At 67.1% G+C, this 14,879-nt stretch carries 6 protein-coding genes; 3 read left to right on the forward strand and 3 right to left on the reverse strand.

The window, feature by feature from the left end; genetic code table 11:
• Nucleotide 1: 1 nt before the first annotated feature.
• Genes ACFWVP_RS18335 through ACFWVP_RS18345 form a run of 3 tightly spaced genes read left to right on the forward strand, consistent with a single transcriptional unit; the run spans nt 2 to nt 6,330 of the window.
• Complete coding sequence (locus ACFWVP_RS18335) at nt 2-4,765, forward strand: putative T7SS-secreted protein (RefSeq protein ID WP_384497797.1); 4,764 nt, start codon at nt 2-4, stop codon at nt 4,763-4,765.
• Between the two features lie 13 nt (nt 4,766-4,778).
• Complete coding sequence (locus ACFWVP_RS18340; protein ID WP_384497799.1) at nt 4,779-5,528, forward strand: hypothetical protein; 750 nt, start codon at nt 4,779-4,781, stop codon at nt 5,526-5,528.
• A gap of 43 nt (nt 5,529-5,571) precedes the next feature.
• The gene (locus ACFWVP_RS18345; RefSeq protein WP_384497801.1) at nt 5,572-6,330 is read left to right on the forward strand and encodes a hypothetical protein; all 759 of its coding nucleotides are present in this window, start codon (nt 5,572-5,574) and stop codon (nt 6,328-6,330) included.
• Between the two features lie 1,793 nt (nt 6,331-8,123).
• Here ACFWVP_RS18345 and ACFWVP_RS18350 read toward each other — a convergent pair.
• The 3 genes from ACFWVP_RS18350 to ACFWVP_RS18360 form a co-directional block, all read right to left on the reverse strand.
• Nucleotides 8,124-8,357, reverse strand: a complete 234-nt coding sequence (locus tag ACFWVP_RS18350) for a bacteriocin immunity protein (protein WP_384497803.1) — start codon at nt 8,355-8,357, stop codon at nt 8,124-8,126.
• A gap of 6 nt (nt 8,358-8,363) precedes the next feature.
• On the reverse strand, nt 8,364-13,574 hold the full coding sequence (locus ACFWVP_RS18355) for a DUF6531 domain-containing protein (RefSeq protein WP_384497805.1): 5,211 nt from the start codon (nt 13,572-13,574) through the stop codon (nt 8,364-8,366).
• 490 nt (nt 13,575-14,064) lie between these two features.
• Nucleotides 14,065-14,472: a hypothetical protein gene (locus ACFWVP_RS18360; RefSeq protein WP_384497807.1), complete on the reverse strand. Its 408-nt coding sequence runs from the start codon at nt 14,470-14,472 to the stop codon at nt 14,065-14,067.
• Between the last annotated feature and the right edge of the window lie 407 nt (nt 14,473-14,879).

Raw genomic sequence — 14,879 nt, forward strand, 5'->3', positions numbered from 1 at the left:
TGTGGGTATCGGCGACTTCGTCAGTGACATCACGCCCGACTCGGTCGAGAGCGTCGTCGAGAACGGCGTCGAGTGGGCCGGCAACCGTGTCGAGGACGCGGGGAACTGGACCGCCGACCGGCTGGATGACGCCGGCTGGGAGTCCGGTGCGGACTGGGTCCGCGAGCAGTCCCGCTCCGTCGCCAACCGGATGGGCGCCGAGGTCGACGAGATGGACCTCGGGCAGACCGAGGACAAGACCAAGCTGATCTACGGCAGCGCGGGCAAGCTCGACGCCACCGCCAGAAGACTCCGGTCCTTCCAGACGGCCTTCGATACCACCGGCGACGGCCTCAAGAGCCTCGACTCCTCCCAGCTCAAGGGCGAGGCGGCCGACGCACTGCGCACCGCGGTGAGCACCCAGCCGCCCAAGTGGTACGCCGCCGCCGATGCCAGCGAGAAGGCGGTCGGCGCACTGGAGGCGTTCGCCGACACCGTCACCTGGGCGCAGGGACAGGCGCAGACGGCGATCGATAAGTGGAAGGAGGGTGTCAAGGCGTCCGAGGAAGCCGCCGACGCCCACCGAGCGAAGGTCGACGATTACAACGCGGCCGTCGACCGCTACAACGCCCAGCCCGCCGACAAACGCAAGCCGTCCTCGCTCCCTCCCATGCCCGCGGCTACGTTCGAGGACCCCGGCAGGAAGCTGATGCAGGAGGCGCAGGACATCCTCGCCGAGGCCCGTAAGCAGCGGAACTCGGCGGCGGAGACCGCACGCACGGCGGTCCGCGCCGCCCGCGACATGGCCCCGGAGAAGCCGTCGTACGCCGAGCAGCTGGGCGACGGGCTCCAGGAGTTGCAGATCATGGGCGACCACGTCGGCGGCGGCATCATCAAGGGTACGGCAGGGATCCTCAACTTCATCCGGCAAGTCAATCCCCTTGACCCGTACAACATCACGCACCCGGCCGAGTACGCCACGTCCCTCAACAGCCTGGCCGCGGGGCTGGTGATCGCCGCCAACGACCCCGTCGGGACCGGCAAGCAGATGATCGGCGACTTCATGAAGGACCCGGCCGAGGGCTTCGGCCGGCTGATTCCCGACCTGGCGCTGACTGCCGCCACCGGTGGCGGCGGTGCCGCGGTGAAGGGCGTGCGCGTCATCAAGGACGCCGCCGACGCCGCGAGGCTCCGCAAGCTGGTCGACGACGTCCCTGACGGCACCCACAACACCCCGGACGGCGACCGCAACCCGGGCGGCGACCCGGTGGACCTCGCCACGGGCCGGATGTACCTGCCCCAGACCGACGTCGAACTCCCCGGCATCCTGCCGGTGGTCTTCACCCGCCGCACCGAGTCGGGTTGTGCGGTAGGCCGCTTCCTGGGGCCCGCATGGACGTCCACCGTCGACGAGCGTCTGCAGATCGACGCCATCGGCGTTGTCCACGTCACCGCCGAAGGACTTCTGGTCCCGTACCCGCACCCGGTCCCCGGCGCGCCTACCGCACCGGCGACCGGCCGTGCCCGCACGTCGCTGGCCCGTGATGTCGACGGCGACTACACGGTTACCGCCCCGGACAGCGGCCTGACGTTCCACTTCACCGCGCCGTCCGGCAGCGAACCGGGGGGCGACGGAACCGCCTGGCTGTCAGAAGTGACCGAACGAAACGGCCACACGATCCACATCGAGCGCGCTGAGGACGGTCTGCCGCTGGCCCTGGTTCACTCGGCGGGCCACCAGGTGAAGCTGTCGGCCACCGACGGCCTGGTCACCGCCCTGGCCCTTGCCGGTGCGGACGAAAGCGGCGCCGACCTGCCCTTGATGGCCTACGGCTACCAGGACGGCAATCTCACCGACGTCACCAAGCCGTCCGGCGCCACCACCACCTACGTCTACGACGACCGCCGGCGCGTCATCGCCTGGATCGACTCGAACAACAGCCGCTACGACTACGTCTACGACGACCGCGACCGTGTCGTGGCGGAGGGCGGCGAGGCCGGCCACGTCCAGATCAGCCTGGCCTACACCGACCCGGACCCCGAAACCGGTCACCACGCGACCACACTCACCACCGCCGACGGGCACACGACCCGCCACCTGTTCGGCCCCGGCTGCCGTCTCCTGGCCGTCACCGACCCGCTCGGCCACACCACCCAGTTCACCTACGACCCGCGCGGCAACACACGCACCCGCACCGACCCGCTGGGCCTGACCACCGCCTTCTCGTACGACGAGCACGACCGGCTGATCTCCGCCGTCCGCCCCGACGGAAGCGAACTACGCACCGTGCGCGGTCAATTCGGCCTGCCGACCGAGGTCTACGGTCCGGGTGGCGCCCGCACGGTCCACGCGTTCGACGAACACGGCAACCGCACGGCGGTCACCGACCCGGCCGGCGCCATCACCCGCTACACCTACGACAGCGGCGGGCGGCTCACCTCGGTCACCGACGCCCTCGGCGCCACGACACACGCGGTGTGCAACGCGGCGGGACTGCCCGTAGAGGTGACCGACCCGGCAGGGGCTGTCACCCGCACCCAGCGCGACGCCCTCGGCAGACCGGTCCGCGTCACCGACCCGGCCGGCGCCGTCACCTGCTTCGAGTGGGACGCGGACGGGCAGCTCGCCCGGCGTACCGGGCCCGACGGGGCCACGGAAACGTGGACGTACGACGGCGAGGGCAACCTCCTCACCCGCACCGACGCGTCCGGCGGCGTCTCCCGCTTCGAGTACACCCACTTCGACCTCCCGCTCGCCCGTATCCGCCCCGACGGCGCACGGTTCGAGTTCGAGCACGACGCCGAGCTGCGCCTCACCCGTGTCCACAACGCGCAAGGGCTGACCTGGACCTACGAGTACGACGCGGCCGGAAACGTCCTCTCCGAGACCGACTTCGACGCCCGCACACTCAGCTACGAGGTAGACGCGGCGGGTCGGCTCGCCGTCCGCACCGACGCGCTCGGCGGGACGATCGCGTTCGAGCGTGACCAGCTGGGCCAGGTGATCCGCAAGAGTGTCGACGGCCGCGTGACGACCTACGGCTACGACCGGGCCGGACGACTGCTGGAAGCGGTCGGGCCGGACGGCGAACTGCACTACCAGTACGACCGTCGCGGGCTCACCAAGACGGAACTCGTCGACGGCCGCCCCACCACGTACGCCTACGACCTCCTGGGCCGCCGTACCCGCCGCACCACACCCACCGGTCACGTCAGCACCTACACCTACGGTGCCGACGGAATGCCCCACCGCCTGACCAGCGGCGATCGGCGGATCGACTTCACGCACGACGCGGCCGGCCGGGAACTCGCCCGCGTCTTCAGCGATGCGGTCACCGTGACCTCTGCCTGGGACGCGGCCGGAAGGCTGGCCGAGCAGCAGGTCACCACGTCGGGGCGTACCGTCAACAGCCGCGCCTACTCCTACCGCGCCGACGGTCAGCTGACCTCCGTCGCTGACCGGCTGACGGGCACTCGCACCTTCGACCTTGACGGGGCGGGCCGCGTCACCGCCGTCCACGCCAAAGGCTGGACGGAGCGGTACGCCTACGACGACGCCGGCGACCAGACCTCGGCGTCCTGGCCGTCCGGCCACCCCGGCCATGAAGCCACCGGGCCACGCACCTACACCGGCACCACCGTCACCCGGGCAGGCGATGTCCGCTTCGAGCACGACGCCCTCGGCAGGGTCACCCTGCGCCAGAAGACCCGCCTCTCCCGCAAGCCCGACACCTGGCGCTACACCTGGGACACGGAGAACCGCCTCACCTCCGTGACCACCCCCGACGGGACCCGGTGGAGGTACCGCTACGACCCGCTTGGACGCCGCACCGCGAAGCAGCGAATGGCGGACGACGGCGAGAGCCTGGTCGAGGAAGTCCGGTTCACCTGGGACGGCCTGACCCTGTGCGAACAGACCAGTCACGGACCCGACCAGCTGAACACGGTCGCCCTCACCTGGGACCACCGCGGCCACACCCCCCTGGCCCAGACCGAGCGCCTCCTCACCGCCGACGACCGGCAGAACGAGATCGACCGCCGCTTCTTCGCCATCGCCACCGACCTCATCGGCACTCCCACCGAACTGATCGACCAATCCGGCGACATCGCCTGGCGCTCCCGAGCCACGTTGTGGGGCACCACGGCATGGGCCCGCGACGGCAGCACTTACACCCCTCTTCGCTTCCCGGGCCAGTACTACGACCCTGAGACCGGCCTCCACTACAACTACCTCCGGCACTACGACCCGGAGACCGGCCGCTACACCTCCCCCGACCCCCTCGGCCTCGCTCCCGCCCCGAACCCCGTCAGCTACGTGGACAACCCGAACACCGAGTCGGACCCGCTGGGGCTCATGCCCAAATACCCGAAGGAGGAGAAAGCACAGAGGCGGATCGACAAGATTCTGGACGGGATCGCAGAGAGGGCAGAGAACGGTGAGATCAACAAGCATCCCAAGTACCACGGGGACACCCGACATGCCTTCACCGACGAACGGGTCCTGGACATCCTGAAGAACCCCGATGCTGTGTACCACTCGTCGGGCACGGCAGGTAACTTCATCTTCCGGAAGGACAACGACATCGTCGTGGCCTACGGGCCCGGCTCCAAGCAGGGCCAGGCCATCACGGCGTACGGAGAGTCGGGTATCAAGGGTGACTCCGGCGCGCAGGCGCTCGGTGGCAAACCGACGGATCCCGGTAGGCCGGTTACCCATGAGGACATCGTGGAGGGCAGGATTCCGACCGATGGCGGCTACTTGGCCCCAGCACAGCAAATCAGATGAGGCAGGAATGGCCATGAAGCTGTCGTTTGACGGAGGCTGGTGTGCGACGGTGACGGACGATCCGCTGCATATCACCCCCCGCTTCACGGGCGACTCCCTGGACGTGGCTCAGTACGTGGGCGTGAAGGAGCGTGAGCGGTTTCTCTCGCACACCTTCGGTAGCCAGGACTGGCTGTGGGACGCCCCCGACGTCCTCCGGTTCGATCCGGACAGCCGGGAACTGGCCGGGACCGAATTCCGGATGCCGTACGTGTCCGCGAACGCCGAGACCGTGCCTCACGTTCCCGTCCTGCCCGAGGTTCGTCCGGGCGGGCTCCGTGCGGACGAGGTCCGGGACTTCCGCCACGAGATGTGTACAGTGCTGTGTCGGGCTCCCGGCGATGCCGTGCTGGCCTGCTTTCGTGACCTCGATGTCCTCGATAGACCCCTGGATGCCTGTGTCGGCATCGCACCCGACGTGGCGCTTCTCGTCCAGGACGGTACCGTCGTCGGCTGGAGCATCACCGACCCCGCGCGGTACCTCACCGCCGCGCACACCGCTCCCGACTCGGGCTCGCCTTCCGCGGCCACGCGTCGTCTGCTCACTGAATGCCTGGACCTGGTCACCTCGCCGTTGGTCGACGACGTGGTGGACGGTGAACCTGCCGCGCTGACCCGCCTCCGGGCCGCCGACGAGACCCTCCGAGCCCAGCACGAAGACCGGCACCGGGCTGACGCCTTGCTCGCCTTGATCGCCACTTACGTGGACGATTACGCAACGTGAAGGTGAACCGGTCGACGGTGGATGGTTCGTACGGTGACGAGCGATGAGACTCGTCCTCGACGGCGACTGGAGTGCGACGGTGACGGGCAATCCCCTGTGCATCTGTCCGCGCTTCGACTTCCGGGACCAGTGTGTGCGCGTCGCGGAGTACGCGGACGTGAAGGAATGGCAACAGTCCCTCGGGGACACCTTCGGCAGCCAGGAGTGGCTGTGGGACGACCCCGACGAGCTCCGGTTCGACCCGGACAGCCGGGAACTGGTCGGGGCCGGGTTCCGCCTGCCCCACGAGGCTGCCGACACTGAGGACTGTGCCCGACTTCCTGCCGTACCCGCCGTCCACCCGGGCGGACTTCGCGCCGAAGAGGTCCGGGACTTCCGCTTGGAGGTGACCACCGAGCTCTGCCGTGCCCCAGGGGATGCCGTACTGACCTGTCTGCATGACCTCGATGTCCTGGGCGAGCCGCTGGAGGCACGCGTCGGTATCGCCCCGGACGTGGCACTTCTCGTTCAGGACGGCGCCGTCGTCGGGTGGAGCCTGACCGACCCGGTCCGGTACGTGACCACCGGGTTCGCCGCCCCCGACCCGGCTCCTCCCGCCCCGTCGACCCGGGCCCTGTTCACCGCGTGCATGGACCTCGTCACCACGCCGTGGCTGGACGCGGTGCGGCGCCGTGATCCGGCAGCCCTGTCCGCCTTGCGGGAGCTTGACCGCAGGCTGCGTGACCAGCGTGAGGACCGGGACCGGGCCGACGCGCTCCTCGCTCTGATCGGCGAGCTGGTCGAGGAGTGCGGGAGCCGTTGACGGTCGGCCGCAGGCTTGCGAGGCGTTGTTCGAGCTTGCCGACGCCGTATTGCGTGCGGTTGACCTTGTCCGGTCGCTGGTGGACGAGCACCGCCGTGGACGGGGGCTCCAGGACACGCCGGCCGTGACGCTCATGTGACGCTCCGAGCCCTGAAAGCCCGCCTGTAGAGCCGGCAAAAACCTATCTGACCTGCAGTTTCTCTCGCATCGGCAATCGGTGACGTCTTTCCGATGACGCACCACGTGGAGTGCGTGGCCATCTTGGAGCCCATTGCGAAGGGTGCCTGACCTGCGGATTCGCGGCCCTGTGAGTTCGCTCGACCTGTTTCTCTCCATGGAACGGTTCGGGTGGACGAATCGACCACCCGAAACTGCCTGACCTGCGGTTTCGCTGCGAATACGACCACGTGGACGACGGTTTCAGGACCTTGGTCCAGCATTCCTGACGCTCGAATGACGCTTGCCCCGGAAGATCAGCCTGGTCGTACGGCTCTGGTCGCAGTGGCGAACATCGTGGCCGCACGGGATACCGGATGACACCGGTGATCCGGGTGGCAGCAGCAGGTTTTCCGTTCGAGCTCTCGGCTCGGGCCACCGGATGAGGACAGTCAGTACCTCAAGCCTCGGTAATGGAGTCAGAGCCTCCCGAAGCCCCCGCGCGGCATGAGGGACCTGGCGGCCGGTGGTGCGGAGCTTTCGGACAGCCCGCTCACGCAGCTCGTCGGAGTGCTGCGAGCGCGCCGTCCTGGGATCACCCTGTGCGCTGGGTCAAAGAATCAGACCCGTGGTCTGCGGCAAATGATTGCCGCAGGCCACGGGTCTGTCGCTTCACGACGTTTCGCGAGAGCTGTGTGACCGGTCAGGTCGGAAGAGGTCGAGCTCGGCAGACTCGACTGCACCCAGTAGGCGGCACTCCCTGGTCTCCCCGTCAACGCACACGTAGCCCGTACCGACAGCCATGTCCCGAGGGTCTCCGTCGCGGAGATAGGCAGCTGACTGGCAGTCGAAATAGAAGTTGGTTCCCACCTGAGCGCGTTCTCCTTCGACGAGCGCGAAGGTCATACCCTCGTGGCTGACTTGCTGGTCCAAAAAGTTCTGGGCTAGCACGGTAGCGACTTCGATGTCCAGCATCAGTCTGTCCTCAGAAGAGAGAAGTCTCGCCATGGCGAGAGATCGGCATGTCCCGACTGACCGTCCAGGAACCCGACCTCCCCCTTGACGTTTACCACGTTGAAGACATGCGCGCGTCCTGTGGAGTGCGTGACGCTTTTTGAGCCTCTCGAAAGGCCGCTGACCTGCGGGTTCAGAGGGTGTGCGCGGCGTGTGCCACGCCCGATCCGGGCGACGACACAATGCTGACAGGGCATCTTGACGCTCACCTGACGCTCCGTCTGGTGGGGTGTCAGGTGAAGTGTTGGGCTGTCAGCTGTCAGCTGTCAGGTGTCCAGGGAAACTGTCACAACTGCCGGGTGGGGCGGCTTGGCTCGCCGCCGATGTCGACAACCTGTCAGCGCCGACGGCCACGCGATACAGCGTTCCGGCGTCGTCTTCTCAGAGTCGACCGAGGATGCGCAACGTGCTCACTTCGGAGTTCTGTCTGCCCAGTCTCCACATGCCCTGCACCAGCCCGAACCGATCGCACCACACTCAAGCCTGTGGATCCGCGCTGAACTGAGCCAGAACAAGCAGCGGCCTCCGGGGCCGATCGGCCCCGGAGGCTCTGTTGCCAACGGCCTTGACGCTGGCGGCATACGTCGACCTGCGGCCGGGGATCCGAACCCCGCATTTCGTCCTTACGGAGCCAAAGGGGTATAGGACAAGGCGGTGTCCACGACCTCTTCTGCCGTCAAGCCGTCCGTAAAACCTTCGATGTCGGGATGATAGATGAGATTGAGTACGCGAGGATGAGGAACGCTGGCTTCGAGAAGCTCCACGAGCCTATCGACTTCCTCCTCCGTCCCGTGGTCCGCCATAATTTTGCGAACGAGTTCGACGAGCTGATCGCGGGTAAGGTCAGGCGCGCCCATCACACCTCACTGATGATAGTTGGGGTCCAGTACCTCGGCATGATACCGAGGCGTTACAACCACCAGGTTGTCCAGATCGTAGACGCCGCCGCCATGTTGAATCGGTTTTACGTGGTGGAGGACGTACTTGTTATTCTTTCCCACGGCTTGCTGGTTCGCCACAAATGGCGCCCTGCCGGCAGCCATACGTGTCCTGTTTGATTTGCTGAAGCCTGCTGCCAACCCTGAGTCACTGGAAACAGCTTTCCAGAATGCCTCGCGAAAATCCCCGAATGTTTTGAAGGATTTCCCCTGCAGCTGTCGGCCGATCTGTCCCGGGATTTTCCCGGTACTTCCATGGGCTCCCTTCAGCCAGCTACCAGATATATTGGACAGACGCCCGCCACCTGTTACAGCGCCCGGAGAGTTCCTTAGCTCTGTGGCCGTCCTGGCCCCCGTAATGGCGGGGCGACTACTCAGCCCTTCGGCGCCCAAGGCCGACGTCTCGGGCTCGACCGCTTGTCGCCTCCAGCCGCTGAGGCCGCCGACCCCGACGAGGGCCACTTGCTGGGTGAGTTCGTCGGCGGCTTCGGCGTAGAGGTCGGCGAGTGCGTCGCAGCCTTGCTGGCGGAGCATGTACTCGGCGCGGTAGAGGCGGTAGGCGGGGCGGACGGGGAGGTACTTGTCGAGGAAGGCGCCTGCGCCGCCGTTCTCGCCGGTGAAGGCGTCCTGCGCGTCACCGAGGAACACAAACGGTGATTTGACGACGTCGACGAAGGCGTCACCAAAAATGCCCAGCACGTCGCCGACGCCGTCGACGCTGTCGTTCGGGTCTTCGGGGGTCCGGCCGCTCGGGTCGGTCAGGAGGGTGGGCTGGTTGTCGGCGTAGGCGTACGGGGACACATGGGGGCTGGAGGTGCTGCGGGTTACCGGGTCGGTGCTGGTGAAGCGGCCGGTTGTGGGGTTGTACTGGCGGGCGTGGAGGTCGAGGTTGCCGGTGGTTGTTTCATAGCGGGCGCCGGTGTAGGAGGGAGGGCTCGCGGGGGCGCCTCCGGTGACGGTGCCCAGGACGCGGGTGCCGTAGGGGTCGTAGGCCCAGCGCTGGTGGAGGGTGCCGGTGCTGCTGGTGACGTCGAGCGGGGAGCCCTGGGTGTCGTGGTGGTAGTAGAACACCGCACCCGTGCCGGTTTTGGTGGCGGCGGGCTGACCGAGGGGGTCGTAGCGGTAGGACTGCTTGACGGCCCAGGCGCTGTCGTACTCGGTGGCGAGGATCGGCAGGGGCGCGTTGGGGTCCCACTGGGTGCGACTGGTGACCGCGCCGTCGTTGAGCGTGGCGACCTGGTTGCCGCTGGCGTCGTGGTCGTAGGTGTAGTTGGCGCCTGCGACGGTGGCGGCGGAGATCTGCCCGGCCAGGTCGTAGGTGAAGGTGTTGGCGCCGACCTTGGTCTGGTTGCCTTCCGCGTCGTATGCGTAGGCGGTGGTGGCGGCCCCGGTGGTGGTGGAGGTGAGCTGGTCGGCGTCGTCGTAGGCGTAGCTGGTGGACGTGGTGCCGAGGGTGGAGGTCAGGCGGTTGCCGACCTTGTCGTAGGTGTAGGACGTGGTGCGGGTCGCGGCGCAGCCGGTGATCCAGGGCTGGGGGTAGCAGCCGGAGGTGAGGCGGCCCGCGGTGTCGTAGGTCTGGTCGTAGCCACCGGTGCCGACTCCGGCCCGGGTGACGTCGACGCGGGTGGGCAGGCCGGCCGCCGAGAGGGTCAGTGCGGTCTTGGTGACTGTCGTGCCCGCCTTGGAGGAGGTGACGGCGGTGACGCGGCCCGCCCGGTCGTAGGTGCGCTCCTCGGTCTCCGTGTTGGGCAGCGCCGTCCTGGTGAGGTTGCCTGCCGCGTCGGAGGTGTAGGTGGTGGTGGTGCCGTCGGCCGTCATCGTGGCGGTGCGGCCGTCGTCGTCGTAGGTGTAGCCGATGGTGTTGCCGTCGGAGTACTTACGGGTGAGCATCTGCCCGACGGCGTCGTAGGTGTAGGCGAAGCCGCGGGTCTTGGTGAGGTCGCCGACCGCGTTGTAGACGAAGTCCTCGGAGATCTTCGCGTTGGCGCGGGCGGTCATCTGTCCGGCGTCGTCGTAGCCGAGGGTGACGTCCGGCGTGGCATCCGAGTAGTCGATCTTGGTGACCAGGCCGCGGACGTCGTACGTCCGGGTGGTGGTGCCGCGGGGCGTCGTCACCTTGACCGGATTGCTGTCCGGGTCGTACGCGTACGTGGTCGCCCGGTCCAGGGGGTCGGTGACCGACGTCAGGCGGTGCGCCGCGTCGTAACCGTAGGTGGTGACGTGGTTGTTGGCGTCGGTGCGAACGGTCATGTTGCCGACCGTGTCGTAGCCGTAGGTGGTGGCCGCGCCGCCGGGGGCTGTGACGGTGGTCAGCTGGTCGAGCTTGTTGTAGCTGTAGGTGGTGGCGCGCTGGTCGGCGTCCGTGCTCCGGGTGACTTTTCCGACGGCGTCGTACTCGGTTCTGGTCACGTTGCCGAGTGGGTCGGTGACGGCGGTCGGATTGCCCGACGGGTCGTAGTCGTAGGTGGTGGTGTACTGGGCAGGGGAGGCGCCGGTGACGTTGCCCCGCGGGTCGACGGCCGTGGCCTGGCGGCCGTCGTCGTCGTAGGTCCAGCTCTCCTTGTTGCCCAGGGGCGAGGTGCTGCTGAGCAGGTTCCCGTCGGCGTCGTAGGTGTAGGTGCTGGTCTTGCTCAGCTGGTTGGTGCTGCTGGTCAGCCGATTGTTCTTGTCGTAGACCGAAAGGGTCGTCTTGCCCGCGGCGTCGGTGACCTTGGTGACGTTGTCATTGGCGTCGTACGTGTAGCCGGTGGTGTGTCCGAGCTGGTCGGTGCTCACCAGCGGCCGGTTGATCGCGTCGTAGGTCGTGGTGGTGAACGCGCCGGTGGGACCGGTGACCTTGGTGCTGTTCCCCGCGGCGTCGTAGGCGTAGTCGGTGGTGTGGGCGGCCGGGTCGGCGCCGGCGACGTTGCCGCGCGGGGAGACGCTGGTGAGCAGGCGGCCAACCTTGTCGTAGGTGTAGGTGGTCTTGTTGCCGGCTGCGTCCGTCTCGGAGGCGAGGTGTCCGGCGGCGCTGTAGGTGCGGGTGACGAACTTGCCCGCCGGGTCTGTCGTTCGGGTCAGGTGCCCGGCATCGTCGTAGGCGAATGCCGTGGTGTCGCCCTCGGGGTTCTTCGCGGAGAGGAGCTGCTCCGCGCCGTTGTAGGTGTAGGTCGTGGTGCGGCCGAGCGGGTCGGTGGCCGAGCTGAGCAGTCCTCGCCCGTCGTAGGCGTACGTCGTCGTGTGGGAGGCGGGGTCGGCGCCGGTGGCGTTGCCACGGGGGTCCGTCTTGGTCAGGATCCGCCCGGCCGCGTCGTAGGTGAACGTCGCCTTCTCACCCAGGGGCGTGGTCACCGACGTCCGGTTCCCGGCCGTGTCGTAGCCGTAGGTGGTGACCTTGCCTCGTGGCGTCTTCACGGTCTGGATGGCGCCGAGCGTCGTGTACGTGTAGGCGGTGGTGCCGCCGAGCGGGTCGGTGGTGGTCGTCAGCTGGTTGGACGTGTTGTACGCGTACGTGGTCTTGTTGCCGCGGCCGTCGGTATGGCTGGTGATGTTGCCCGACGTGTCATACGTCCATATCTCCTTGTAGCCGAGCCCCGACGGTGAACTGCGCGTGAGCATCCGGCCGGCACCGTCATACGTCATCGACGTGGTGTTGCCGCGCTGGTCGGTGATGCTCACAGGCCGCAGATTGCGGTCGTAGTCGTAGGTGATGCTCTTGCCGTACGGGTCGATGGTCGACATGAGGACGTTGCCGGAGTACACGTCGGTCCACACGCCGCCGTCGGGCGCCGTGGTGTGCGACTCGCGACGGCCGTCCCAGGTGAAGGTGGTCGTCTTGGTGTTCTGGTCGGTCTGGGAAGTGATCCGGCCCGCGGTGTCGTAGGTGTTGCTGACCTTGCCGCCCGCGGGGTCGGTGTAGGACGACAGCCGCTTGTTCGCGTCATACGTGTAGGAAGAGGTCTTTCCGGCGGGGTCGGTCACCGAGGTCAGCAGACCACCGGTGTAGCCGTAGGACACCGATGTCGTGTCCGGCAGGGCCACCTTGGTCAGCAGCCCGTCGGCGCCGACCGTGAAGGTCGTCGTGCGTCCGGCGGCGTCCTTGACGGAGGCGAGCTTGCCGGACGCGTACGTCAGGTTCAGCCCCTTTCCTGCCTTGTCCACGACGGAAACGAGCTGGCCACCGCTGGTGAAGGTCCGCTTGGTGTGGTCGGGTGTGGTCAGGATGTAGTCACTGGTGCCTTTGACCAGCTTGGCTGCCGACCCGGCCGGGGCTTTGTACGTCCCGTCGCCGTTCTGCGTGAACACGAACGACGCCCCGTCGTCCGCCCGGTAGGTGACCTTTCCCGTCGCGACCGTGAGCTTCGAGTCGAACGGTGTCGCCCAGCCGCGGCCCAGCAGGCCCACTGCGGTCGAGTCGGAACGGTACGTGCGTTCCAGGGCTAGTGACACACCTGGGCCGACCAGGGAGGCGTCGGTGAGCTGCTCGAAGAACATGCCGGTCGCCGTGTTGACCGGGTCCGCACGGTGAGCCTGCGCATAGCAGGTGCAGATGCCCGCCTGGGCTCCGGGAATGTCAGGCGTGTAGAAGGCTTCGACCAGCGGCGAGGTGGTTCCGCCTGGACTCGAAGACCCGTCCGTGCCGGTGAGGAAGATCCAGGCGTAGTACTTCTTACCGTCCTCGAGATGCCCCCCGAGCGTGCTGCCGCTCCACCAGAAGCACTGGTCGGCGGGGTAGGCGTTGCCCGGCCACCATCCGTAGCACCAGGCACCGTTGTCGAGATAGCGGCCCGAAGGGTCACCGGTGGTGCGCTTGATCTCCTGCTGGTGGACGTAGTTCCCCGCCTCGTCGCGGACGTAGAGCCACATCCCGGACACCTGGGATGCCGCCGTGCCCGTCGGCAGCTGCAGTTGCCCGCCGATCGACAGCATCGCCGGGTAGGCGGTGGCGTACGCGCTGACCCAAGACGGATTGCCTGTTGCCTGCGCGCCGAAGGGCGATGCCAACTTGCCCGCGGCCGGGCCTCGGTCGGCTGGTTCGGTGGGACGGGGGTGCGGTGTGCCGGTCGGCTTTTCTGCGCTCGGGTCGATGTAGTTGTGCATGGGCGACAGCTCGCCCCGGTCCCGCTTCACCTGCTGGCGCCTCTCGGCCAGCGTCATGGCCTTGGGCGGCTCCGGGAGGTCCGCAGCGGTTCTCGGCGAGGCCGTCCGTATGGCAGCCGATGGGGGTATGGAGGTCTGTTGGCCTCCGGGGGAGGCCCAGGAGGGGATGACCCCTGCGACGGCCAGGAGAGCCAGAGCCAGAAGTGTTGTGAGGAGTCTTCGCGCTTGTGTGCGCACAGTGCATCACCCGTGAGTAAGTCGTGAACAGAGCCGGGGTGATGCTTGATCCAAAAGTGGATCGAACTAACGCACGGCGGCGGATGGGGCTGGATCCCGATGTGCCGCACCGAACGGCGCCCGGGGTGTCCCTGGTCACGGGGTCAAACAGCCGCCCCTTGATGGGTGATTGGCGTGAACACACCGTTCCGCCCCGGAGGTGGTAGTTGAACACCCGGAGAGCAGCCGGCCAAGCCTGGCTTTCTGTTCGGAGGCCGGCGTGGTTGTGGGGACTGGTGGGGGAGTGAAAGGTGCGCCTCGTTCGCGGACCTCACTTGCTGTCGACGAGCGGGAGTGGAGCTTCTGGTGGCGCTGTGGCTTCGCGGGCCATGATCGGCCGGGTGCTGGAAACTGTCGTTGGTGACGCCCTCGACCGGGCGGTCGGCTCTGCTTCTTGATTTAGTCGCGTCGGACGCACTTTCGAGTAGCGCACCGCAATTTGCAAAGAATGGGATCGGTAGAGAAATGGAACGAGCACCAGCAACGCAGCCTCTGCTGGATAAATATCCAGTGAGGCACCATCAACTCCTTCAGCAAGTAGCCATTCAATGCGTTGCACGAAACGTATTGGTATTCCCGGATCCTGCCATGGATCACCCTTGAGCGTCTGCTCCGCCTCGTCCCGTAGTTTTGCTAACGCCTGGACAATCAGAGCCACTTGGCGCTGGTAGGTGGTCACGTCCCTATCCGCCTGCACGTGCTCCCACACAGTCGACCCAGTGGCGGCCGCTACCCACGCGTCTTCAACCAGTGAGTCGCCCGATGTTTCCGCGACACCCTGCTGTAGATACAGCCGACCAATCGTTCCCGCCTGCACCACCGTCCCGGCCGTAGCCTCGCCGCTGACTGTGTTACGGACCTCACCATGCCGCAAGCCGCACGCCTGTCCCAGAGGAGCGTCGGCAGGGGAACCAACCGGCAACCCCTGCACTCCCGTTGTTGATCCGCCCAGCATGGCATCTGCTCCAGGTGATGACTCGCATCTTCCAAATACTCAGAAGATGCCAGCCATTATGTGACACCACTGAGGTGCAGCGGCGAACAACAGCGCACGACGGCGGACCATTGCAGCAGGTGAGAGGCATG

It is taken from the genome of Streptomyces sp. NPDC058637, from assembly GCF_042717325.1.
In the GTDB taxonomy this organism is placed as follows: Bacteria; Actinomycetota; Actinomycetes; order Streptomycetales; family Streptomycetaceae; genus Streptomyces.

What these genes read in the sequence shown, in the direction of transcription:
- ACFWVP_RS18340 (WP_384497799.1), top strand. Translation starts at nt 4,779, where the DNA reads ATGAAGCTGTCGTTTGACGGAGGCTGGTGTGCGACGGTGACGGACGAT.
- ACFWVP_RS18345 (WP_384497801.1), top strand. Translation starts at nt 5,572, where the DNA reads ATGAGACTCGTCCTCGACGGCGACTGGAGTGCGACGGTGACGGGCAAT.
- ACFWVP_RS18350 (WP_384497803.1), bottom strand. Translation starts at nt 8,357, where the DNA reads ATGGGCGCGCCTGACCTTACCCGCGATCAGCTCGTCGAACTCGTTCGC.
- ACFWVP_RS18355 (WP_384497805.1), bottom strand. Translation starts at nt 13,574, where the DNA reads ATGACGCTGGCCGAGAGGCGCCAGCAGGTGAAGCGGGACCGGGGCGAG.